The organism is Porphyromonas sp. COT-290 OH860 (assembly GCF_000768935.1).
Taxonomy (GTDB): Bacteria; Bacteroidota; Bacteroidia; order Bacteroidales; family Porphyromonadaceae; genus Porphyromonas.
The window spans coordinates 31719-53465 of record NZ_JRAR01000049.1; the positions used below are offsets into that span (position 1 = coordinate 31719).

General features: G+C 48.5%; 19 protein-coding genes. 11 read left to right on the plus strand and 8 right to left on the minus strand.

Translation table 11 applies throughout. The features are described from left to right. From porV to feoB, 4 genes are all read right to left on the minus strand, one after another. Positions 1 to 1167, minus strand: a complete 1167-nt coding sequence (gene porV / locus HQ41_RS05070; RefSeq protein ID WP_044188849.1) for a type IX secretion system outer membrane channel protein PorV — start codon at positions 1165 to 1167, stop codon at positions 1 to 3. Between the two features lie 156 nt (positions 1168 to 1323). After that, complete coding sequence (locus HQ41_RS05075) at positions 1324 to 1836, minus strand: CvpA family protein (protein ID WP_052405295.1); 513 nt, start codon at positions 1834 to 1836, stop codon at positions 1324 to 1326. Positions 1837 to 1840: 4 nt separating this feature from the next. Next, positions 1841 to 1990 (minus strand): FeoB-associated Cys-rich membrane protein, encoded by a 150-nt coding sequence (locus HQ41_RS09495; protein WP_081964762.1) that lies wholly within the window; start codon positions 1988 to 1990, stop codon positions 1841 to 1843. 16 nt (positions 1991 to 2006) lie between these two features. Beyond that, entirely contained in the window at positions 2007 to 4541 is a 2535-nt protein-coding gene (gene feoB, locus HQ41_RS05080; protein WP_044188801.1) for a ferrous iron transport protein B, read from the minus strand. 979 nt (positions 4542 to 5520) lie between these two features. Between feoB and HQ41_RS05085 the strand changes: the two genes are divergently transcribed. The 9 genes from HQ41_RS05085 (at position 5521) to HQ41_RS05120 (ending at position 16041) form a co-directional block, all read left to right on the plus strand. Then, positions 5521 to 8064 carry a DUF5686 and carboxypeptidase-like regulatory domain-containing protein gene (locus tag HQ41_RS05085; RefSeq protein ID WP_052405296.1) on the plus strand — a complete coding sequence of 848 codons (2544 nt, stop codon included), beginning with the start codon at positions 5521 to 5523 and terminating at the stop codon, positions 8062 to 8064. Between the two features lie 11 nt (positions 8065 to 8075). After that, positions 8076 to 8243 carry a hypothetical protein gene (locus tag HQ41_RS09725; RefSeq protein ID WP_161780581.1) on the plus strand — a complete coding sequence of 56 codons (168 nt, stop codon included), beginning with the start codon at positions 8076 to 8078 and terminating at the stop codon, positions 8241 to 8243. 336 nt (positions 8244 to 8579) lie between these two features. Beyond that, entirely contained in the window at positions 8580 to 9701 is a 1122-nt protein-coding gene (locus HQ41_RS05090) for a glycosyltransferase (protein WP_044188803.1), read from the plus strand. 103 nt (positions 9702 to 9804) lie between these two features. Then, a complete protein-coding gene (locus HQ41_RS05095) occupies positions 9805 to 10392 on the plus strand; it encodes a sugar transferase (RefSeq protein ID WP_044188805.1) in 588 nt (195 codons plus the stop codon). Positions 10393 to 10430: 38 nt separating this feature from the next. After that, entirely contained in the window at positions 10431 to 11348 is a 918-nt protein-coding gene (locus HQ41_RS09325; protein ID WP_081964764.1) for a polysaccharide biosynthesis/export family protein, read from the plus strand. Positions 11349 to 11362: 14 nt separating this feature from the next. Continuing rightward, positions 11363 to 13753 carry a polysaccharide biosynthesis tyrosine autokinase gene (locus HQ41_RS05105; RefSeq protein WP_052405298.1) on the plus strand — a complete coding sequence of 797 codons (2391 nt, stop codon included), beginning with the start codon at positions 11363 to 11365 and terminating at the stop codon, positions 13751 to 13753. 36 nt (positions 13754 to 13789) lie between these two features. Further along, complete coding sequence (locus tag HQ41_RS05110; RefSeq protein WP_161780582.1) at positions 13790 to 14641, plus strand: beta-1,6-N-acetylglucosaminyltransferase; 852 nt, start codon at positions 13790 to 13792, stop codon at positions 14639 to 14641. A 46-nt stretch (positions 14642 to 14687) separates the two neighbouring features. Then, positions 14688 to 15560, plus strand: a complete 873-nt coding sequence (locus tag HQ41_RS05115; protein WP_044188809.1) for a hypothetical protein — start codon at positions 14688 to 14690, stop codon at positions 15558 to 15560. A 7-nt stretch (positions 15561 to 15567) separates the two neighbouring features. Then, positions 15568 to 16041: a S24/S26 family peptidase gene (locus tag HQ41_RS05120; RefSeq protein ID WP_044188812.1), complete on the plus strand. Its 474-nt coding sequence runs from the start codon at positions 15568 to 15570 to the stop codon at positions 16039 to 16041. A gap of 77 nt (positions 16042 to 16118) precedes the next feature. Here HQ41_RS05120 and tsf read toward each other — a convergent pair whose 3' ends face one another. The 4 genes from tsf to rplM all read right to left on the minus strand — a co-directional run bounded on the left by tsf (position 16119) and on the right by rplM (position 18858). Beyond that, positions 16119 to 16943: a translation elongation factor Ts gene (tsf, locus tag HQ41_RS05125; RefSeq protein ID WP_044188816.1), complete on the minus strand. Its 825-nt coding sequence runs from the start codon at positions 16941 to 16943 to the stop codon at positions 16119 to 16121. 98 nt (positions 16944 to 17041) lie between these two features. Beyond that, positions 17042 to 17863, minus strand: a complete 822-nt coding sequence (rpsB, locus tag HQ41_RS05130; protein WP_044188819.1) for a 30S ribosomal protein S2 — start codon at positions 17861 to 17863, stop codon at positions 17042 to 17044. Between the two features lie 142 nt (positions 17864 to 18005). Next, on the minus strand, positions 18006 to 18392 hold the full coding sequence (gene rpsI, locus HQ41_RS05135; RefSeq protein ID WP_044188821.1) for a 30S ribosomal protein S9: 387 nt from the start codon (positions 18390 to 18392) through the stop codon (positions 18006 to 18008). A 10-nt stretch (positions 18393 to 18402) separates the two neighbouring features. After that, entirely contained in the window at positions 18403 to 18858 is a 456-nt protein-coding gene (gene rplM / locus HQ41_RS05140) for a 50S ribosomal protein L13 (RefSeq protein WP_044188824.1), read from the minus strand. A 1183-nt stretch (positions 18859 to 20041) separates the two neighbouring features. Here rplM and HQ41_RS05145 point away from each other — a divergent pair. Further along, positions 20042 to 20221, plus strand: coding sequence for a hypothetical protein (locus HQ41_RS05145; protein WP_044188827.1), 180 nt, complete (start codon positions 20042 to 20044; stop codon positions 20219 to 20221). A gap of 28 nt (positions 20222 to 20249) precedes the next feature. Continuing rightward, positions 20250 to 21719 (plus strand): hypothetical protein, encoded by a 1470-nt coding sequence (locus HQ41_RS09330; protein WP_152567347.1) that lies wholly within the window; start codon positions 20250 to 20252, stop codon positions 21717 to 21719. Positions 21720 to 21747: the final 28 nt, after the last annotated feature.

The following is a 21747-nucleotide window of genomic DNA, read 5'->3' on the forward strand; positions in this document are numbered from 1 at the left end:
TTATCTAAATAGGTTACGCAGCCCTTCCATATCGAACGCTAGGCTGAAGCGAAGCGTCTGGTCGAGCGGATTGTTCTGTACGGTAGACATCAGATAGGACGCATCAATGCGGAAGGCGCTCATCTTGAAGCCTGCTCCTGCTGTGAAGCCTTGTAGATTACCCTTGGTTGGGTGCAGGTAGCTGTAGCCAGCACGCAGGAAGAATTGATCATTGTAGCTGTACTCTGCCCCGAAGCTCCAGCGTACCTCTTTCATTTCCTCCGAGAAGCCACCGGGAGCATCTGTAAAGCTCTTGAAGATCCCCGACACAGATGAAGTGTTGCGGTAGTCGTCGTAGAGCTTATTCTCCTCTTCCTTGGTCATACCTTCTGTACGTAGAGGTCGAGTTGGTACGAGTAGTTTATTGGCCTCGACGTTGAACGAAATCATATTGTACTCGTCGATCGGATACAAAATACCAGTTCCGAGCCCTAGGTTGGCTGGAATGAAGGAGTTGCTAGCCCCATCGTCGAAAGAGATCTTCGAGCCTAAGTTCTTGAGGTTGAACCCAACTTTCCACAGACTCTCGGCCCCTGCTAGCATGATGTACTTATTCATATATCCCGCTAGGTCGGCTGCGAAGGCTGAACCTGCTGGGTACTGCTTGTCCACGTTCTGGTCCGAGTAGATATAGCGTAGGCCAACAGCCATAGAGAACTCTGGGCTGAGCTTGAGCGAATAGCTCAGGTCTACCGCAAACTCGTTGGGGTGTGCCTCCCCGATATTAGTGCCGAGGGCGTCGAACTTGACGAACTTACCCATGGTGAAGTAGCGGAGCGATGCCCCAAGCGCCTGATTATCCTCCGAGCCAATCTTGTAGTAGCCCACTGCCTGCATGAGGGCGATGTCGTCTACTAGCTGTGAGAGCCAAGGCGTGTAGCTCATAGAGAAGGCCGCTTTGCTTGAGGCAAAAGCATACTTGGCTGGATTCCAGTACTGGGCGTATGGGTCTGCCGTAGTAGACACCCCGATATCTCCTAGACCTGCTGCACGAGCGTCTGGTGTGATCTGTAGGGAGGGTACAGCCGTGACTACGGGATTGATTGGTTGTTCACTCTGCTGAGCGTGGGCGTTTAGTCCCATTGTAAGCCCTAGGGTGGTTAGTAGGGCCAGACTTATATGCTTCATCATCTTGCTTATTTAGTTACTTATCTCAATTGATGCGCTATACTTGCTAGTGGCAAAGTCGCAAGCGCAAAGATATAAAGATCTCCTTTAGCCCGCTTGTGTAATCTCTGTACTTGCCGTAGCATCATCAATATAGTATCGTTCGGAAACCCCTACTTATTGTCTGTTGGCTCCTCTTATATAAGCCTCTATCCCCTCGAGATCGGTGATAGAGTCTCGTATGGGCGCATAGAGTTGGCTCTCTGGTCGTGCATCTTTGATACCGTGCTTGGCCATACGCTCGCTTGTGGGGAGTACATAGTCGGCCAAGGTGAGCAGATAGCCCAGAGCATAAATACCGATGACTAGACCTAGAACACCCCCCAGTACATGGTTGGCGAAGCCCAAGATTCCCCCCTTGAAGAAGCCAGCGAGCCAGCTCCCCACGCCCCATATAGCAAGATAGATGACGGCAAAGGAGATAATCGGGATTAGGAAACTCATCGCCTCTCCCGAGAGGTCGAAAGCAGACATTACCACATCTCGTACCCAAGGCGAGAGCCTCCAGCACTCGGCGAAGGCCACTACGGCAGCGGCAATCTGTATAATCCGCTTGGCAGCTCCCATGACAGCACCCTTGACTATCGAGATGAGTAGCATGATCAGTAAGACAAGGTCAATCCAGTTCATCGCTCTAGTGGCATTTGTCTTTGAGGCCACAGCCGTCGCACCCCGAGCACCCACTGCCGCTCTTCGGTTTGCCCGAGAGCGCCCGCCAGAGGCTACGCCCTACATAGCCCACGACTAGCAGACCGATTATCCCTACTATTATATACTGTATCATATCAATCTCAATCTTTCTAGCCCATAAGTAGTCGCCCTATCTGATAGACAGCGAAACTCATAAGCCAAGCCAGAGAACAAGAATATAACACGGAGAATGCTCCCCAGCGCCACGAACCCGACTCTCGTGCTATGGCGATGATTGTAGCCACGCAAGGGAAGTAAATGAGCACAAAGATCATAAAGCCGAAAGCAACTAGAGGCGTGAAGCTTGGAGAGCCGTCGGCACGCCGCTCGGTGCGAATACGCTCGGAGAGTACCTGCTGTGCCTCCTCGCTGTCGTCTGGGTTGCCCGTATAGATAACTCCTAGTGTGCTGACGACGATCTCCTTGGCGGCAAGACCCGAGAGCAGACTGATACCCATCTTCCAGTCGAAGCCTAGAGGCTCGATGATTGGTTCGGTGAGCTTACCAAGGCGACCGATATACGAGTTCTCTTGGTGGTACTGCTCGTGTTGAGCCGTTAGCTCTGCCACTTGTTGCTCTCGCTCCTGTTCGCTTAGTTGGTCACTCTGCTCTACCTGCTCGATCTGCTGCTCCAGCCTTACCTCAGCCTCGCTCTGGCGAGGGAAGTAGCCCAAGAACCAAATGGCGATAGAGGCCACTAGGATCACAGTCCCCATTTTATGCAGATACTGCTTGGCTCTATTCCACATATGCCTGACTACGGAGCGGAGCGTAGGCATACGATACGGAGGTAGCTCCATGACGAATGGCACGTCCTCGCCTCGGAAGTAGGTGCTGCGCATTACTCGTGCACTCACTACAGCGATCAAGATACCTATTATATATAGGGCGAAGAGGACTAAGCCTGCGTAGCTGGGGAGCAGCGCCCCTGCCAGTAGAATATATACGGGTAGGCGTGCCGAGCAACTCATGAAGGGAAGTACCAGCATCGTGATGATGCGGCTCTTGCGACTCTCGATGGTGCGTGTGGCCATAACGGCAGGCACGTTGCACCCGAAGCCCATAATCAGAGGAATGAAGCTCTTGCCATGCAAGCCCATGCGGTGCATCAGCTTATCCATGATGAAGGCGGCACGGGCCATATAGCCACTATCCTCAAAGATCGCGATGAATAGATAGAGGATTAGGATATTGGGAAGGAAGACAATGACCCCACCAACCCCAGCGATGACGCCATCTACGATCAGGTCTTTGAGGGGGCCGTCGCTCATCAATCCACGTATGGCATTGCCTATCGCCTCTACGCCTGCCTCGATCCAGTCCATCGGATACGCTCCCAGAGTAAAGGTTGCCTCAAACATGATATACATGAGTAGCAGGAAGATCGGGAAGCCCCACAGCCTATGCGTGACGATATGGTCTATGCGGTCGGTAAGTGTCTGCCCTCGGTGCTTGTTAGGTTTGTAGGTCTCTCTCAGAGCTCCTGAGATGAAGCCGTAGCGAGCGTCCGTTATCAGCTCCTCTGCATCTCGCTCGCCTAGCTCCTCCTTGATGCTCTTGAGGGCATAATCTCGGGCGGAGATAACGAAAGCACCCTTGGGGTAGCGGTTCATCAGCTCACGCGCGATGGGTTCGTCCCCCTCAAGTAGCTTGATAGCGATGTGGCGTGCCTCTAGCTCGTTGGCGATAGGTAGGTGGTCTAGGATTTTGCGTTGTAGCGTTGAGATCTGTCCCTCTAGCGTGAGTCCATAGTTGATCTGTAACGGACGGATCTGTCCCTGCTCGGGGTCTACGACTTGTGGGTCGGCCGAGCGGATTCCTTCCCATATTTGTATTATCTGGTCGAATAGAGCCTCTAACCCCAGCCCTGTACGGCAGACTGTTGGGATCATCGGTACACCGATTAGGCGAGCCAGTTTGGGGTAGTTGAGGAACTCCTTGCGCTCGGCAAACTCGTCAAACATATTGAGGGCTGCCACGACAGGTAGCCCCATCTCCTTGATTTGGAGCGTTAGGTAGAGGTTGCGCTCTAGGTTGGTCGTGTCAAGTACGTTGAGTACAAGGTCTGGGCGCAAATCTCCGCTGAGGAAGTTGCGGATATAGAGCTCCTCTGGGCTATACGGCGAGAGAGAGTACGACCCCGGTAGGTCGATGATCTCGATGCGATAGCCCCGATAGTCTATGTGTCCCGTCTTGGCCTCGACGGTCACGCCACTATAGTTGCCGACATGCTCGTGCGCACCACTGGCTTGGTTAAAAAGCGAAGTCTTGCCACAGTTGGGGTTGCCTACCAGTGCGATGCGTAGCTTCTGGCGCTTAGCTCTTGCCGAGGTGTGTGTGCGCCCTAGCTTGTCCGTACCCCAGCCCTCCGGTACCCCAGTGGGTAGCTCTGTACTCTCTGGTGCTTCTTGAGCGAGAGCCTCGAGCGGTCTAATCTCTATTTGCCGAGCGTCCTCTAGTCTTAGAGAAACGTCATAGCCCAATATCTTGTAGTGCATTGGGTCACGCAGAGGGGCGCCCTGCACGGCTAAAACTTCCTTCCCTTGGACGAACCCCATCTCTAGGATTCTCTTGCGAAACTGCCCCGAGCCATGTACTCTGAGTATGACGGCTCGCTCACCTTGTCTAAGCTCTGATAAATTCATATACTACAAAAGTATAGAAATGCCGTCTTTGTTCTTAATTCGCTTTGAGCCGAGCAAGAAAATACCTACTAATGGGGATAGCCGGGAGAGGAGTATCATCATGTTACGAAAGGGCGGATTCTGAGGATTTGGGGGTTTACACTCTCTAACACTTTTGGGCTAATTCGGCTGCGAATTGAGGCCAGCCTAGCCAACGGCCTAGCCCTCATATTTGCCGCCTAGGAGGCTCTAGGCTGCGTCCTCTCTTGTTTGGGCACTTAGCTCCAGAGCAACGGAAATACCCCTCTTAAATAGCGTTCGTGCAACTTGCTTATGATGAGTGCTTTATTTTGTTTTCTGGGCTGGCTTGATAAGCCTATGGCACACTTTTTGGTATTTCTCCCCATCAATCTTGGCGGATTAATGGACATATTGGGGAGGATTGGTCCATCAGTCCCAGTCGTTCTTCCCTTCAATTTCTTGCGAGCACCCCTCGTAGCTTTATAAACTACCACCTTGTTTGATAAAATTTAAGTGTAGTTCGTTTGCGTATTTTTACATAAAAGTAGACGGATGCACAGGTGTAACTTTTGTGTTTTTAAGCCAAAACGTGCCGTCGTGTCAAGGAGCAGAGTGGTTTCTACTACTTTCAGAGTTCCGTACCGAGTCGCTTCACTTTCAAGAGCTCGTTCCTCTACTTCATGGGTACCTACAAGGACAAGTGGTAGCTCCCTTGGTATGGATTGGGAGGGAACGCTGCAGATTTTACGCCCATTGACGATTGTGCTTCTCGCCCTATGGTATGCTCAAGCATTTTGAGGCGGGACAATTTGGGGGGATCAAGATGCGTTTTTAAGGGGCGATTGCTTTTTAGATATCTTTGCACTTGATTTTTGTATTTGAATAGATTGGATTGTCAATGACTTCTAGGATCGAAAACTCTATAAGGTGGAAGTGTATTTTCTGGATAACCTCATTACTCTGCCTCTGCCGTATTGATATGGTGGAGGCTCAGACTCTGAGCGGTCAGGTTGTTGATGCCAAAACCAAAGAAGCGATCCCATACGCCAACGTACTGGTTCAGGGAGGAGAGAAGGGTATCGGCACGTCGTGTGATGCTAGTGGGCGCTTTCGACTAGAGCTCCCCACGGCGGCTGTGAGCCGAGGACGAGTCAAACTCCTCTTCAGTTCTATGGGCTACAAAAGCCTTGAGTACACTTGGCGAGAAGATAGCCGACCGGCTCTGGGGCGGATCGCTCTACAGGAGGCGTATGACGAGCTCGAGGCAGTGGTTGTGCGCCCACGCAAGGAGCGGTATAGGCGCAAAAATAATCCAGCCGTTATGCTCATGGAGCGTGTTATCGAGGCTAAGGATCGCAACCGAGTCGCTGCATTTGAGGACTACTCCTATCAAGAGTATGAGAAGATCTTGATCTCTCAAGTAGGCTCTCGCCCGGGGAAGAGATACTTTGGCCTCAAAGCCGAGGTGGCGGATCGGTTTAGGGACTCGGCTACCCTCATTAGCTCTGTTACTATGCCCCTCTCCTTGAGGGAGAAGCAGACCGTTTTTGCCGCACGGGGCGGATCTTCCTTGCTGCCAGTGATCACGGGGCGTCGTCTGCATGGTGTAGAGGCTGCTATGGACGAGGGGGGAACGACCAACAGCATTGATATGCTGCTAGCAGACTTCGATGTGTATGACAATAATCTCCAGCTCCTGCTGACGGAGTTCCCCAGCCCGCTCAACAGGCAGTGGGCAACGCACTTCTATAAGTACTATATACAAGATACTGTTAGCTACGAAGGGGCGCCTTGCTTCTTGATGCATTTTAGGCCTATGAACCCACGGAGTGTGGGTATGAATGGGCATATCTGGATCGATACGGTACAGCTCTCCATGCGTCATGTGGAGATGACGCTCCCCAACGTGGCGAGCGTCAATTGGGTGGAGCGCATGAGTATCTCCACTTCCTTCGCTCCCGTCCAGACGCCACGAGGAGAAGTTTGGCTCCCTAAGACCAAAAAGCTAGGGCTTGTGCTCAAGCCTACGGGGCTCATCAAGCAGGGACTAGAGGTTGAGGTAGAGCGTGACTACCATAGCTATCGCTTCGGGCAAGATGCGCTTCGGACCGAGTATCTAGATCCGAGGAGCCTTCTGCCCGAGAGTGAGCGCCTAGCGGCTATGCTCATCAAGCCGGGTAACTATGGGCTTGTAGAGCGCCCTCAGGCGCTCTCTCGCAAGGAACAGAAGGCGGTGGACTTCGTCAATTATTTGCAGACTCACAGAGGGTTCAATATCCTTAGCTCAATTGGTCGCCTCTTCGCCACTGGCTTTTTTTCGATCCCCCTAGAACCTCTCAATAAGGAGCGCATCAAGTTCGATCTGGGTCCATACGAAACATTGGTTGGGTACAATCAGCTGGAGGGTGTACGGCTAAGGCTGGGAGGAATGACCACTGCCAATCTGATGCAACACCTCTTCCTCGAGGGCTATGCTAGCTATGGTCTACGAGATCAGCGGTGGAAGTACTATGCCCAAGCGACCTTCACCCCCAAGCGGCGCAACTATCACGCCTTTGAGCATCCTCGTGATCATATTTCGCTGACGGCCCACCGAGATTTGTTTATCCCCGGAGATGAGGGCAGCTCTATGTTTAAGGACGGTTTGGCCAGTCTACTTGGCAATATTGACAATCGGATTCGTTTCTATGGTGATAAGTATGCTCTTAGCTACGTCAAAGACTGGACAGACCAGCTCAGTACCTCGATCTCGGCTCAATATATACGTAAGGTGCCTACGGGGGACTTGGCCTATTACCGCCTAGATGAGCAACTCGTCCCGCAGAGTGTCGATCATATTGCTCAGACCTCAATCAACCTTGGTGCTAATCTCTCGATCGGAGGAGGGAGATTTAGGCAGGTGCGACAAGGTAAGTCTTTCGATCTCAATCGCTATCGTCCATCTTTTGGGGTGTCGCTCAGCCTATACCCCAAGGGACTCCCCGGTAATATGCAAACGTATGCTCACCTATCGGGTAGCTACAGCCAGCGGATCCATCTATCGCTCTTCGGGCGTCTTGATGCAGAGGTCAATGCAGGTATTGCCCTCGGTGCAGCTCCACAAACTTCGCTCTTCTACCCCACGGCCAATACTGGTTGGATTCTGCGAGGCGGAGCCTTCCAGACTCTGCAACCTCTGGAGTACATCGCCGATCGCTATCTGCGCTTCCAAGGTACATATCACCTCAATGGGCTGCTTCTAAGTAGGCTCCCCTTGGTCAAATACCTCAATCTAAGAGAAGTTGTTAGCTTGCATGGCTTTTGGGGAGATATGTCGGCCGATGCTCGCAAGCCTCGTGTCGGGGCAGAGTACTTGCCACAGTTTGCTCGGCCGATGAACAATCATCTACATCTAGAGCTGAGTGCTGGAGTGGAGAATATCTTCAATATCCTGCGTGTGGACTATTTCTACCGCCTAACGGATCCTCATTTGCCTGTATCTCATAGGCAGGCTATACGTGTACAAACGAAAATTACATTCTAGAAGACCAAGGTATGATCAACAAAAAGAAGCGTACAGCCTTGTGGCTAGTTGGTATCCTCCTATTGGTTGTCGCACTCATACTGGATCGGCTACGTGCAGAGCCCAAGGTAACGATCCCACTTATCATCATGATTGTCCTTGCAGCCTTCCATACTTTTCGCCCTCGTCGAGAGGAGTAAGCCTAGCGGTAAAGTAGTCGAGGGCAAACTATGTTTGTGAGTGTTGGGTTCTTCGTCTTCTATCTTCAGGTGTGCTTAGACGCCTGATATAGGGGCTTGGGCAAATGCCTTAGGTAAGGCCTAGAGCGCCATTAGATATTGGTAAAATGGACTAGGGATCTTCCCGGCTTCCTAGAGCAATCCAATGAAGTCAGCCCAAGAGAACACAAGATTGCTCACGGAGGGATGAATAATTGTTTTTCTTTGTCAAAAAAAATTAAGTCTTTTTGATATCCCTTGTGATAGATCTCTCAAAATGCATATCTTTGTCAAGCAGAAGCGAAATAACGTGTGTTTATGGAACTAAAGGTACTTCAGCTTGGCAAGTTTCATCCTATCAAGGGGGGGGTAGAGAAGGTGATGATGGCTTTCGTGAGAGGGTTATCCGCTGGCAATGTTTATTGTGATATGCTCTGTGCTTCGGCCGATGATGAGGTGGGTGAAACTCGGCTAAATTCATATAGTAAGATTATTAAGACAAAGACCATCGCCAATAAGTCGGCTACCATGATTTCTCCAGATATGATTTCTAAATTGAGAGAGATCTGCCATGACTACCATATTATACACATTCATCACCCAGATCCGATGGCCACATTGGCTCTGCTCTTGTCCGACTACAAAGGCAAGGTCGTGCTGCATTGGCATAGCGATATCCTCAAGCAGCGTTTCCTGCTTAGGTTGTACCTGCCGCTCCAGAGGTGGCTTGTCAATAGGGCAGACCTTATTCTTGGCACTACGCCTACCTACGTACAGGAGTCGCCCTATCTCAAGCAAGTGCAAGAGAAGGTGAGCTATCTGCCTATTGGCGTGCGTGAGCGAGTCGCCGATGATGGTGTCATTGCAACCATTCGTAATGAGTACGCTGGCAAAAAGATTGTTTACTCCATGGGACGTCTGGTCCCCTATAAGGGATATGAATACTTGGTTGATGCGGCCATGATGCTTGATGATAGCTATGTTGTCTTGATCGGAGGTAGTGGTCCCCTCAAGGCTAGTCTGCAACGCCGTGTGGCAGACTTGGGCTTGTCCGAGAAGGTGCGTATCCTTGGCTTTATCCCCAATGACTTGGAAGCTGCCTACTATGCAGCTTGTGATGTGTTTTGTTTGAGCTCAACGATCAAGACAGAGGCCTATGCGATCGTTCAGGTTGAGGCCATGTCTGCGGGGAAACCTATTATAGCGACAAAGATCGAGGGGTCAGGGGTCTCTTGGGTTAATGCACATGGAGAGTCCGGACTCAATGTCGCCCCCAAAAATGCTCAGGCAATAGCAGATGCCATTCAGACTATCTGCTCCAGCGAAGAACTCTACGATAAATTGAGCCGAGGCGCAAAAAAGAGATATTTGGAACTATTCACAAGAGAAAAGATGCAGGCTGGATTGTTCGAGCAGTATCGCCGAATCCTTGCGTGGTAGGACCTTCGCCTGTAGGATTTGCTCTATGCTCTTGATATAATGTCGTATTAAGTGTAATTTTGTGGCCTCAAACATAGATCTAGGTTACTATTAAAATTTATTTATGGGGTTGATACTTAAGCGTATATTTGACTTTCTTCTAGCGCTGATTTCTTTGATTATTTTCTCGCCGCTGATCTTGATTATAGCGATAGCTATCAAACTCGAGGATCGGGCGGGTACTGCTATATATAGTCAGGAGCGGATTGGATATAAGGGGCGCCCATTTGTCTTGTACAAATTCCGCTCTATGAAGATGAATGCAGAGGACGAAGGTGCTCGGCTCTGTCAGGGAGAGAAAGATGATCGTCTTACGAGGGTAGGAGCATTTATTAGAGCGCATCATTTAGATGAGTTCCCTCAGCTCTGGAATGTCCTGAAGGGTGATATGTCTTTCGTTGGCCCGAGACCCGAGAGGGAGTTCTATATCAAGCAGATTATGGAGCGCCGCCCAGATTACGTCCGCTTGTATGCCCTAAGACCGGGCCTGTTTTCGTATGCCACCTTGTATAATGGCTACACAGATACGATAGAAAAGATGATTCGCCGATTGGACTATGACTTACAGTACTTGGAGAGTGTTTCGATGTGGACGGATGTTAAAATTATCTTTCTTACGTCATTTTCTATTATCTTTGGGAAGAAATTTTAGTTCAGATAATATTGTATCTAGAGGTTAAGTAAACAATTATGATAAAACTGATAACCCGATCAACCCTTATTTGCCTACTCTCCATTCTGTTTTTGGGAACGAGCTGTGATGCACCGAAGCAGTTTGCATACATGCAGGACGTAGACTACGCAAAGCAATATGCCGTATTGCATAATAACGAGGTCGTCATTTCTTCAGGCGATCGTATTAGTATATATGTAGGGAGTGCATTCCCCGAGCTTGCTGCCCCTTTCAATGGTGGCGCTTTTGATGCAGGTGGAGGACTCACAGCCCTTACTGGAGGACCGACATCAACTCAAGGTCCTTCTGATGAGGATAGCCGAGGGCAGCGTAGGCTGGGGTATTTGGTCGGTTTGGACGGCAGTATAAATTTCCCTGTGTTAGGTAAGGTGCAAGTTGCGGGTAAAACACTCCCAGAGATTAGGACCATGCTTGAGGGACTGATCATTGAGAGCAAATACCTGACGGATCCTAGGATTGAGGTGTTTCTAGCTAACTATAAAATATATCTCCTTGGTGCTATCGCCAATCAAGGCAAAGGACAAGCTGGAGGCCAAGGGCAGGGAGCCCAGCTCTCCATGTTCACGCCTCTTTCGGAGGTTCGAGGAGGTGTGTTGCGTGTAGAGGCTCAAGATCGGGTCAATATTCTAGAGGCTATTGCGATGACGGGAGATTTGCCTCAGAACTCAAGGGTGGATAAAATTAAGGTTATTCGTAAAGAAGCACTAGGCTACAAAACCTATGCTCTAGACCTTACGTCTGTCGATGTTTATCAATCGCCAGCATTCTATCTCATGCCTAATGACATTGTTTATGTTCAGCCTCGCTACCGCAATGTGGAAACTATCGACAGAGCTATGCAGCTTAGTGGGTATGTATTCTCAACCATATCATCTATCACAGCGCTAGTGGCGCTGGTTAAACTCGCTAAGTAAAAGGAATACGTCGTATGACTCCAGCTATTACACCGCAGTCTTCCTCGAAGCAAACCAAATCCGCAGGAACAGTCGTTGCAGATATCAATCTGATTGACCTGTTCTTCTATCTCCTTGGGTACTGGAAGTGGTTCCTACTATCAATCCTCTTGTGTACGGGCTATATGTATTATAAGTCTGCTAAGCAGGCTTATACTTATGAAAGCGTTGTGACGGTCATCGTGCGAGATCCGGCTCAGCGTACTTCTATTGACCTTGATTTGGTCGGTAGACGTAGCCGTGTCAATATAGAGAACGAGCGTCTTCAACTACGCTCTCGTGTCGTAATCGCAAATGCTATAAAGGCTATTAATGGCCATGTCCATTACGGCATCATAGATGGTTTGCGCCCTATTGAATTGTACAAATCGGCTCCTATACAGGTTACCTTTGCTGATTCGTTGGATCAATACCATCAGTTTGAAGTCACATACAAGGATGCTTCTTCGATTGTGTTGAGCCGAGAAGGAGGAGAAACCAAACAGGTACAGTTGGGGGAGGAAGTGACATACGAGAAGAGTCGGCTTATTGTAGTTCCGTCTAAGGGTTATAATGAGCCGTGGCCTAATAAAGCTATTAAGATAACTCGCTTGCCAGTAAAGGATTTGGCTGCGTCCTATCAAGGCCGTTTGTTTATTGGACAACCTGAGAATAGGGCCACAGTACTCAGCCTAACGCTTACGGATAACTCCAAGCAACGTGCAACCGACCTGCTTGAAGCAATCGTTGATGCTTACAATACGGAAACAAGTAGCGTTCGTAACCAAATTGCTGTCAATACTGCTCGATTTATCAATGAGCGCATTGCTAACTTGAGTGAGGAGCTAGATGCGTTGGCGAGTAATATTGATAGCTTCCAAAGGGCTAATAACTTTATTGCTCCCGAAGTGGTGGCTGGAGCATACACCAGTAGAGCGCAGACAGGGCATGAGGCTTCTTTTGAAATAGATGCTCAGAAGCGCCTCGCTAGATACTTCCTTGATTTTATCAACAACCCAAGTAAAAGGAGTGAATATCTGCCGCAAAATATAGGGTTGAATAATGCAGCCTTGGAAACGGCTATCACAGCATATAACCAAGTTAAACCTGAGTATGACCGTTGGCTTGCTACTACTGGAGGCATGGAAGACCACCCCATGGTTCAGAAATACGCCAAGGCTATGGAGCAGACGAGAATGTCGATTAGTCATACTTTAGAGGGCTATATCAAGTCACTTGATCTACAGCTTAGAGAAATTGAGATTCGCAATAGACAAGGGCTGGCCGAGATGATGGCGGTTCCTAATAAGCAGCGTCAGTGGCTTGACATTGAGCGTCAGCAGAGAATGAAGGAAGCTCTCTATACCCAGCTCCTATCCAAAAGGGAGGAGAATACTTTGGCTCAGACAGCTCAGAGTAATAATGCCTATGTTATGGATTTTGATACAGGGTCGAATAGCCCTATTAGCCCAAATACAACACGTACGTTGCTCATTAGCTTTGCAATCGGACTTTTTATTCCGACGGCCTTCTTCCTTCTAAAGCTCCTTGCAGATACTAAGGTCCGTACACGCAAAGACGTCTTGGAGCGTGTCAGCATTCCTTATTTGGGCGATATCCCACAGTCGGATACGAATCTCTTCGTGGCTGTAGAGCCTCAGGGGTCTGACGCCATTACGGAGGCGTTCCGAGTGCTTCGTACGAATATGGGTTTTATGAAGAAGTATGGAAGAACTTCGGGGCAGCGCATCATGTGTGTGTCTTTTGGCGCTAATGCGGGGAAAACCTTCACGACTTATAATTTGGCAAGAAGCCTTATCTTCGCAGACAAGAAAGTCGTGATAGTTGACTTAGACCTGCGTAAGGGGATGATGAGTAAACGCCTAGAGATGTCCGGACGAGGAATGACGAACTATCTATCCGATGATTCTATCAAAATAGAGGATGTTCTGCGTCAAGATAAGAACTGCCCGAGCCTTCATGTTATCCCAATTGGTAGTTCTGCTCCTAACCCTGCAGAGCTATTAATGAGTGAGCGACTGGATGCTCTAATGGATGAGCTGAGCGCGAGGTATGACTATGTCCTTATTGATGGTGTACCGTTTGGTATTGTTGCTGATGCTACGATTGTCAATAGGGTTGTTGATTTGACATTGTTCATTCTTCGCTCAGGGACTGTAGACCGACGAGTATTGCCAGACCTACAGCTCCTCTATGACGAGAAGATATTAAATAATATGGCCATAGTACTTAACGGGATCTCCTCTCAGAATAAGGGCTACGGTTATGGCTACGGCTACGGCTACGGTTATGGTTACGGCTACGGTTATGGCTATGGCAATAAGAAAGAGCGGAGTGGTATTTTCTCTCGGTTCAGAAAATCATAGTTACCTATGAGGTCTGCTAAACACGCTTATCTCATTATGGCACATACGGACAAGTACCTGTTACAGGTACTTGTCCGTATGCTTGATGATGAGCGGAACGATATCTATCTTCATGTAGATAAGAAGTGGAAAGAGTTTTCTCCCTCTTTTTTGTCTGTAGTGCATGCCAATCTCTATATTCTGGATAAACGTATCGATGCTCGCTGGGGACATGCTAACTTGATAGAAGTAGAATATAACCTGTTTGAAGAGGCTTATCGTAGAGGAGGGTACCTTTATTATCACTTGCTTTCTGGGGTAGACTTGCCCATTAAGTCTCAAGACTATATCCATCGTTTCTTCTATGAGCATCAAGGAACTGAGTTTGTTTCTTACTGGGATCCGCATCAGCCTAATTATGATGCAAAGCTTAAGATCAGCCGCTACTATTTATTTATGAAGTATGAGAAAATTTCATGGAGGCTCCCTAGTATTCTGATAGCTAAATGTAGAGAGCTTCTCGGACGCATACTTCCCCAGAGAAAAGCAGAGTACGAATACAAAAAGGGTTCTCAATGGATAAGTATTACTGGTCGGGCAGTGTCGATGCTTCTTGAGCATCGCCCTTTTGTCCAAAGAAGGGCTAAATACACTCGAGCAGGGGATGAGATTTTTCTACAAACGCTTCTCTGGGAGTACATGCATGATAGCTTGCATGTATATAAAGGCACATATGACCGTGCTGCCATGAGGGAGGTTCGATGGGCACCCTATGCAAACTCTCCTGATACCTATACGATGAAGGATAAGGACTTCTTGCTAGCGTCTGATATGTTGTTCGCTCGTAAATTTAGTTCCGAAGTGGATCGTGAGATTATTGACTTCATACAAAAAGAATTTGCGAAGTAATATTGATTGATCTTTCTCTATTCCCTCAACTATTTAATCCTAGACTATGCCTCAGTTGATCTATCGCATTGCAGAGCAGTATCTCGTGCTCAATACACTCGACCCTATTGCTACGGCAGCTATCTTGCCGAATTATGAAGCTTTTCGCCAAGCCTGCCTTCCCGATGGAGTGCAGCCTTTGGTTGAGGTATGGGGCGACTGCTCTTGTACCTCATCTGTAGACGACAAGCTCTTGGAGGAAGTCGAGGATATCTATTACCACTCCCGGGTATATAGGCGGGCTAACTCTGATATACGCATAGAGATGACGCATTTGGGCGTAGAGGAGGTTGGTTGCTTTAGCCCCAACTGGCGTCAGCTCCATTGCCGATCTTCGCTGACTAACAAGAGAGCTCGCTATTTGATTGATCGTCTTATCATGATTGCTTTCAGCATCGTGACTTCGGAACTTCGTATGCTCAAGGTACATGCCTCCGTCACAGAGCTTCATGGAAGAGCTTTGATCTTCTTGGGCGTTAGCGGGACGGGGAAAAGTACTCATAGCCGTCTGTGGCGTCAGTTTGTGCCTGAGGCTACTCTGCTCAATGATGACGAGCCTATCGTTCGGGTTATGCCTGATGCTTCGGTTAGGGTTTACGGTTGCCCTTGGAGTGGCAGTACGCCCTGCTACAAGGATCGTTGGGCCGAAGCTGTGGCATTTGTACATCTACGCCAAAGCCCAGAGAATAAACTCACAAAGCTCTCGACACTTCAGGCCTTCGATTCTCTCTTTTCCTCCTCGGCTTTTATGTTCTCCGAGTCTAGAGTTCGAGAGCAAGTGTTCAATACTGTTGCTGATGTTTTGGAGCGAGTACCCGTATACCGATTAGACTGTAGGCCAGATGAGGAGGCTGTTTCTCTGACTAGATCTTTGCTTTAGTATTATTATGGATACGCGCCTGTGCCGTGTGCTTGTGCTCGATAACGAGGTGTTCTTCGCCCAAATCCTCAAAGAGCTTGAAACGGGCAAGCGGGTAACGATATTTGCTAAGGGCTGGAGTATGCTTCCGATGATCTGGCAGGAGCGGGACACCCTACTTCTGGCGCCTCTATCGGTAGATAGTATATCGCTGGGGCGAATAGTTCTGGTCAAGCTCTCTGACAAAAGATATGTCATTCATCGAATAGTCAAAATGGATGGGGAGCAACTAACCTTGCGAGGTGACGGCAATCCATATCAGATAGAGCTCTGCACCAAATCTCAGGTGTTGGCTGAGCTCGTTGGCGTAAAGCGCAATGGCAAGATGATGATGCGTGGCTCTAAGCGTTGGGCTATATTTGAGCATTTGTGGCCTAGGCACCCGCTGCTACGGCGTGCCTTGCTGCGTATCTATCGTCGGCTGAACTCGATCTCTTTGTGATGAGCGGAACGAAAAAGCAAAGCCTCGGCTTCCTTTGTGGGAGCCGAGGCTTTTTGATTGACTGAGCTAGAGGATCATTACTCTGCTACTAGAGAAGCACGATAGAATGCCGTTGGAGCAAGTGTCTTGCTCTGCTCGTGTAGGTACTGACCAATAGTCTTTTTGTTGTCCTTAACAAACTCCTGCTCTAGGAGCGTATTTTCCTTGTAGTACTTCTTGAGCGCACCCTGAGCGATGTGGTCGATCAGGTTCTCTGGTTTGCCAGCCTCGCGAGCCTTCTCACGTGCGATCTCGAGCTCACGCTCCTTTATCTCGGCAGGTACATCAGCCTCAGTGATACCAACTGGGTTCATAGCAGCGATCTGCATCGCTACGTCGCGAGCCACCTGAGCGTCGATAGCTTCGTTGAAAGCAACGATGGTAGCCAGCATATTGCCGGGGTGGATGTAAGAAGTGGCAGCAGCACCCTTAACGAACTCGTAGATGCCGAGCTCCATCTTCTCACCCGTCACACCGCTACGCTCGGTGATGTGTTCCTGTACAGAGCGACCATCGGCCATGGGGGCAGCGAGGATCTCTTCCTTGCTAGCACCACGCTTTTCAGTAGCTACAGCTAGTACAGCCTTGGCTAGGTTGATGAAGTCTTCATTCTTGGCTACGAAGTCAGTTTCGCACTTAATGCCTACCACTACAGCGAAGTCGCCATCGTGAGCAGCTAGTACGCAACCTTCTTCGGCGTCACGGTCGCTACGCTTAGCTGCGATAGCCTGACCACGCTTGCGTATGATCTCAATAGCCTTGTCGAAGTCGCCTGCTGCTTCTTCGAGGGCCTTCTTGACGTCCATCATACCAGCACCCGTCATCTTACGGAGCTTGGCGATGTCTTGAATTGATACAGCCATTGTATTATCTAATATCTTTTGTTTGGTTTAACTTACTTCTTATTAGAAGACTCGGAGGCTACTCACTATGGGGTAGCCTCCGAGCTTTATTAAGAATCCTAGTCTTCCTGCTCTTCTGTTGCTACGGCTTCTTCTTGAGCAGTGCCACGCTCACGGCGAGCACCACTGCGTCCGCGACGGATGCGACGTGGTTCTTCTTCGCCAGCTTCTGCGGCTTCGCCCTTACCCTCAGCCTTACGCTCTTGTAGGCCTTCTGCGATAGCAGAGCACATGGCGCTTACGATGAGCTCTACTGCGTTGGCAGAGTCGTCGTTGGCAGGGATAACGTAGTCTACATTGTTGGGGTTGCTATTGGTGTCCACAATAGCAAACACAGGGATACCTAGGCGATTGGCCTCGGCTACAGCGATGTGTTCCTTCATCACGTCTACAACGAAGAGTGCAGATGGCAGACGATTCATATCAGCGATAGAGCCTAGAGTCGTCTCCAGCTTAGCACGCTGACGTGTGATCTGGAGCTTCTCACGCTTAGAGAGATTATCAAAAGTACCGTCGCTGGTCATCTTGTCGATGAGGGTCATCTTCTTGACGGCCTTACGGATCGTTGGGAAGTTGGTAAGCATACCACCGGGCCAGCGCTCCGTCACATAAGGCATACCAACGCTCTTAGCTAGTTCGCCTACAGAACCCTTGATTTGCTTCTTGGTAGCTACGAATAGGATACGCTTCCCACTCTTGGCCATCTGCTTGGCGATCTCAGCTGCTTCGTCTATTTTGGCAACTGTCTTGTGAAGGTCGATAATGTGAATATCGTTGCGCTCCATGAAAATGTATGGAGCCATAGCTGGATTCCACTTACGAGTGAGGTGACCGAAGTGAGCACCAGCGTTGAGGAGTTGTTCAAATGAAACCTTTGACATGATTGTTTTCGTTTACGTTCTATTAATGTATTGAATACTTTCAACCGACAGGTAGTACTGAGCTAAGTATTATGCTCGTAATCCTGACGATTTAGATACTAAACGCGACAATAGTCTGCACCTATCACTAGGCGACAGAGTATTAACGCTTGCTGAACTGGAAGCGCTTGCGTGCCTTGGGGCGACCGGGCTTCTTACGCTCTACTGTGCGAGCGTCGCGAGTCATGAAGCCTTCGGCGCGTAGAGCTGCCTTGTCCTCTGGATTGATCTTAACCAGTGCACGAGAGATGGCTAGACGAGCTGCTTCGCTCTGACCCTTGAAACCACCACCCTTGAGGTTGATCTTGATGTCGTACTTCTCTACAGCGTCGAGCGTAGCGAGTGGCTGACGCACGATATACTGAAGGATAGACGATGGGAAATAAGTAGCGATGTCACGCTTGTTGATCGTGATCTTACCAGTGCCTAGAGATACATACACACGGGCAACGGCGGCCTTGCGACGGCCAATAGCATTGATTTGTTCCATGTCGTTTGTCTTACTTTAGGGTGTTAACATCTACGAAGCGTGGTTGCTGAGCTTCGTGCTTGTGATCAGATCCTTCGTAAACGTAGAGGTTGCCGATGATCTTATCGCCAAGACGATTCTTTGGGAGCATACCCTTAACCACCTTGCGGAAGAGGCGATCGCTACCCTTGGCCTGAAGAGCGCGAGGGCTGAATGCACGCTGTCCGCCGGGATAGCCTGAGTACTTGAGATAAACGCGGTCGTCCCACTTCTTACCAGTGAGCACTACCTTTTCTGCATTGATCACGATAACGTTGTCACCGCAATCAACGTGAGGCGTAAAGTTAGGCTTGTACTTGCCACGAAGGAGCTTAGCCACCTTGGAGCATAGACGTCCAAGTGACTGACCTTCAGCATCGACTACTACCCAACCTTTGTTTGCAGTTGCCTTGTTTGCAGAAACGGTCTTGTAGCTTAAAGTGTCCATTTCTTTTCTGTTAATTGTTAATTTTTAATAGACGAAGCCCCCTGCTTGCTGCTTAACTCCCTCATACTTGCAGCGGCTTTATTCGGACACAAGCCAGCCACTCGTATGCTATATACATATATTAATGTGTAGGATTAGGAAATCAAGTCTTAGCGGTAGACTCCTAGCACTATATTGATAATTTTAGCGGTGCAAAGGTACGAATAATAATCCGAATGACAATCTTCTGTTCATCTGCTTGTTATTGAGGGGGGGGAGGGGGCATCTCGAAAATATATGCTAGGCTATCTGTGGATACGCCAAGCTGAGGCTGATGTCTATCACCGTTGTTGGTTGTCGTTTGGTTTAGATATGGCTTTGTTCGTTGCAGGGAGAGTTGGCGAACCCAAGGCGATTCTGCTATCTTTTGGTTAAGGAGTGTAAAAGACTTGCTGAAGAATTTCGGGAAACAGAGTCGGGGTTTCTAAAGTTTGATGCCATGGTTTGCGAAAGTTGTAGGGAAGATCCTCTGAGATGAGTGGACTAATCCTCGTTGATGTGTCCACTAATTCCAAAAGATTGATGGGAAGAAACTCTAAAATTTGTCCTTTGTCTTAGATGAAATCGTCGGAGTGTTTGTTTTATCTATTTCTTTACTAGTCTATTATGTTCTCCTTGTTTTAGGTGGCTATATTGGTTCGTCTGGGAGTAAGTGCCAGAATGAGGGTGCGTGCCGTGTGGAGCCTTCTAGAGGGCGAATATGAGGTCAGCTCGAATTTGGTCAGCTGTCCGCCCTTTCAGTTACGATGTGCCAGTCGATGCTGTTTGTAGTCGTTTTCTGTTAAAATCTGTATTTATTTTCTGCTTGAGGCTGCTGTTTAGCTGTGAGAGTGGGTTCAAGTGCAATTATTTATGATAAGACGGCAATTATCTGAAGGTGTTTTTTTGTTTTATTTGATTGATTTTAAGTGTTTTTAATGATTTGATGTTTGGTGGTAATTGTTTTTATTTATTGGGCCGTTTGTTCTATCTTCGCACCTCGGATCTGCTTTCAGAGAGTGTATGGTACGCATTGGGGAATGACCTCAGCTTCAGTAAACCTGTATTGGGTGTATAGGAGATTGTGCCGATTCGTAGCTTGGCTGGAGGGATAGATTTAGATGCACTAATGCATACTTTAGTTTCAGAATTATTTTGTAGATTTATGAATGACAGCAATGCAAGGTCTTTGTTTAGAGAAAAGTATGCCGCTCCCAAGGTTGTGAGTGGTTTTAGGTTTGTTGGCGCTTTGAGTTTGCTCGCCTCTATGTCAATCCAAGGAGATGCTTACGACTATGACGAGGGTGGTTCGCATGAGGGTGTGGTTGTAGATGGCGATTTGTAATTAACTTTTTGTCAATGATGTTATTTTTATGAGGAATTGGATATATACATCAAGTGTTTTGGCGCTATCTCTTTTGCTTGGTGCTGCTTGTAGCAAGGAACAAGATGTGGCTTCTCTGCAGAAGTTCTCCTTCTCTATCTCGGGGAGTGTAGCCCAGCCTGAGTGGGTCGATATGGAAGGGGACGACAACCTCAGGGCCTTTACACTCAAACCCAACGATCGAGAGTATCCCAAGATTGATCTGCCAGTGGTCAAGGAGAAAGGCTTCGAGTCTTTTGTGTCGGTGGTGTGGATATTCCCAAAAACTCTCACTCAGAGGTTGAAAGATGGGGTTAAACCAGCCGATGATAAAAACGAGGCTTTACGTATCTATGTAGAAGATAGCGGAGATCCAACAAAGTTGGATAGCCATGCGGGGAAGAATATGAGCAATACCTCCATCAGTCGTAACCAGAAAGGGGTTTCTCGTATCATTAACCGCAATGGCAAGTATCGTGTTTTGATTGGTTTCGACGTACAGGGAGGAGCGACCTCGACTAATAATCATAATTCGATGCTTGACGCGTTTCGGTCAGGGCAAGAGTATAATACGTTCATAGCACTCAATCCACCACTTCAGCAGGCCTCTCGGACTAGGGTAAGTATTCATCGCATCTATTTCCCTGTAACGCACGACGCAGAGAGTATAGACAAGATTAAGGCCAATGTCCCTAATTTGCCACCCTTAAAGTATCTCGAAGGAGGGGAGCCTTATGTAGTGGGTGAGTCTGCCACGAGTATGGCTGAGATAGCGACAAAAACGGATGATGGCTATGAACCCAATGATCACAGTGGTTATTATAAAAACAAGTCTAATCCTAAAATCTTTGAGCTGCCATTTTTTAGTCGCTTTGGAGAGAAGGTTACAACAGAGAATCGGGAGAATCGCCTCACTCATGGTAGTGCTATTGAGGCACGCTTCAAGATGGCAGGAGTCTTGCTAGCCCTTAAGTTCAAGAATGATACAGGGAGGGCAATAAAAATTAAAAGCCTGCGTACCAAGAGTAGTCGGCTTGCTTACTCGGGGTACTACGAGCTTTGGCCAAGCATTCTAGGTAGTCGATATAAGAATGTCAAAAACTCCACATTTGACAATCAAGTAGGTGTGCCATTCTTTTCGAGAGGCCAAAATGAACAGCAGTCCAATCTTTTGCGTCAAGCGATGTATGAATTCAAGTTTCGTGATGCTCGAAATAATCTTAAGGAGTTGGACGTAGCTCGTGATGGAACGACTGGTGGTCGTGCCTACCTTTGGGGGGCTATTGACTTGGATCAATCGTACACAGGTCCCAAGCAGACTCGTTGTCAAGTGGTTTATGAATACGCAGACCAGCCCGGCCGCCAGTTTGTATCCAAAGTGGTGGTCTTGTCGCAGAAGCCGGGCGGGGCTAAGGTTGATTTTGAGGAAGGTAAGGCTTACTTGATTACCGTCCCTATTGTAGAGAAAGGCAGGATTTAAGCCGCCCTCTTGGGGATAATTGGTCGAA

What these genes read in the sequence shown, in the direction of transcription:
- porV (WP_044188849.1), bottom strand. Translation starts at nt 1,167, where the DNA reads ATGAAGCATATAAGTCTGGCCCTACTAACCACCCTAGGGCTTACAATG.
- HQ41_RS05075 (WP_052405295.1), bottom strand. Translation starts at nt 1,836, where the DNA reads ATGAACTGGATTGACCTTGTCTTACTGATCATGCTACTCATCTCGATA.
- HQ41_RS09495 (WP_081964762.1), bottom strand. Translation starts at nt 1,990, where the DNA reads ATGATACAGTATATAATAGTAGGGATAATCGGTCTGCTAGTCGTGGGC.
- feoB (WP_044188801.1), bottom strand. Translation starts at nt 4,541, where the DNA reads ATGAATTTATCAGAGCTTAGACAAGGTGAGCGAGCCGTCATACTCAGA.
- HQ41_RS05085 (WP_052405296.1), top strand. Translation starts at nt 5,521, where the DNA reads ATGGTGGAGGCTCAGACTCTGAGCGGTCAGGTTGTTGATGCCAAAACC.
- HQ41_RS09725 (WP_161780581.1), top strand. Translation starts at nt 8,076, where the DNA reads ATGATCAACAAAAAGAAGCGTACAGCCTTGTGGCTAGTTGGTATCCTC.
- HQ41_RS05090 (WP_044188803.1), top strand. Translation starts at nt 8,580, where the DNA reads ATGGAACTAAAGGTACTTCAGCTTGGCAAGTTTCATCCTATCAAGGGG.
- HQ41_RS05095 (WP_044188805.1), top strand. Translation starts at nt 9,805, where the DNA reads ATGGGGTTGATACTTAAGCGTATATTTGACTTTCTTCTAGCGCTGATT.
- HQ41_RS09325 (WP_081964764.1), top strand. Translation starts at nt 10,431, where the DNA reads ATGATAAAACTGATAACCCGATCAACCCTTATTTGCCTACTCTCCATT.
- HQ41_RS05105 (WP_052405298.1), top strand. Translation starts at nt 11,363, where the DNA reads ATGACTCCAGCTATTACACCGCAGTCTTCCTCGAAGCAAACCAAATCC.
- HQ41_RS05110 (WP_161780582.1), top strand. Translation starts at nt 13,790, where the DNA reads ATGGCACATACGGACAAGTACCTGTTACAGGTACTTGTCCGTATGCTT.
- HQ41_RS05115 (WP_044188809.1), top strand. Translation starts at nt 14,688, where the DNA reads ATGCCTCAGTTGATCTATCGCATTGCAGAGCAGTATCTCGTGCTCAAT.
- HQ41_RS05120 (WP_044188812.1), top strand. Translation starts at nt 15,568, where the DNA reads ATGGATACGCGCCTGTGCCGTGTGCTTGTGCTCGATAACGAGGTGTTC.
- tsf (WP_044188816.1), bottom strand. Translation starts at nt 16,943, where the DNA reads ATGGCTGTATCAATTCAAGACATCGCCAAGCTCCGTAAGATGACGGGT.
- rpsB (WP_044188819.1), bottom strand. Translation starts at nt 17,863, where the DNA reads ATGTCAAAGGTTTCATTTGAACAACTCCTCAACGCTGGTGCTCACTTC.
- rpsI (WP_044188821.1), bottom strand. Translation starts at nt 18,392, where the DNA reads ATGGAACAAATCAATGCTATTGGCCGTCGCAAGGCCGCCGTTGCCCGT.
- rplM (WP_044188824.1), bottom strand. Translation starts at nt 18,858, where the DNA reads ATGGACACTTTAAGCTACAAGACCGTTTCTGCAAACAAGGCAACTGCA.
- HQ41_RS05145 (WP_044188827.1), top strand. Translation starts at nt 20,042, where the DNA reads ATGAATGACAGCAATGCAAGGTCTTTGTTTAGAGAAAAGTATGCCGCT.
- HQ41_RS09330 (WP_152567347.1), top strand. Translation starts at nt 20,250, where the DNA reads ATGAGGAATTGGATATATACATCAAGTGTTTTGGCGCTATCTCTTTTG.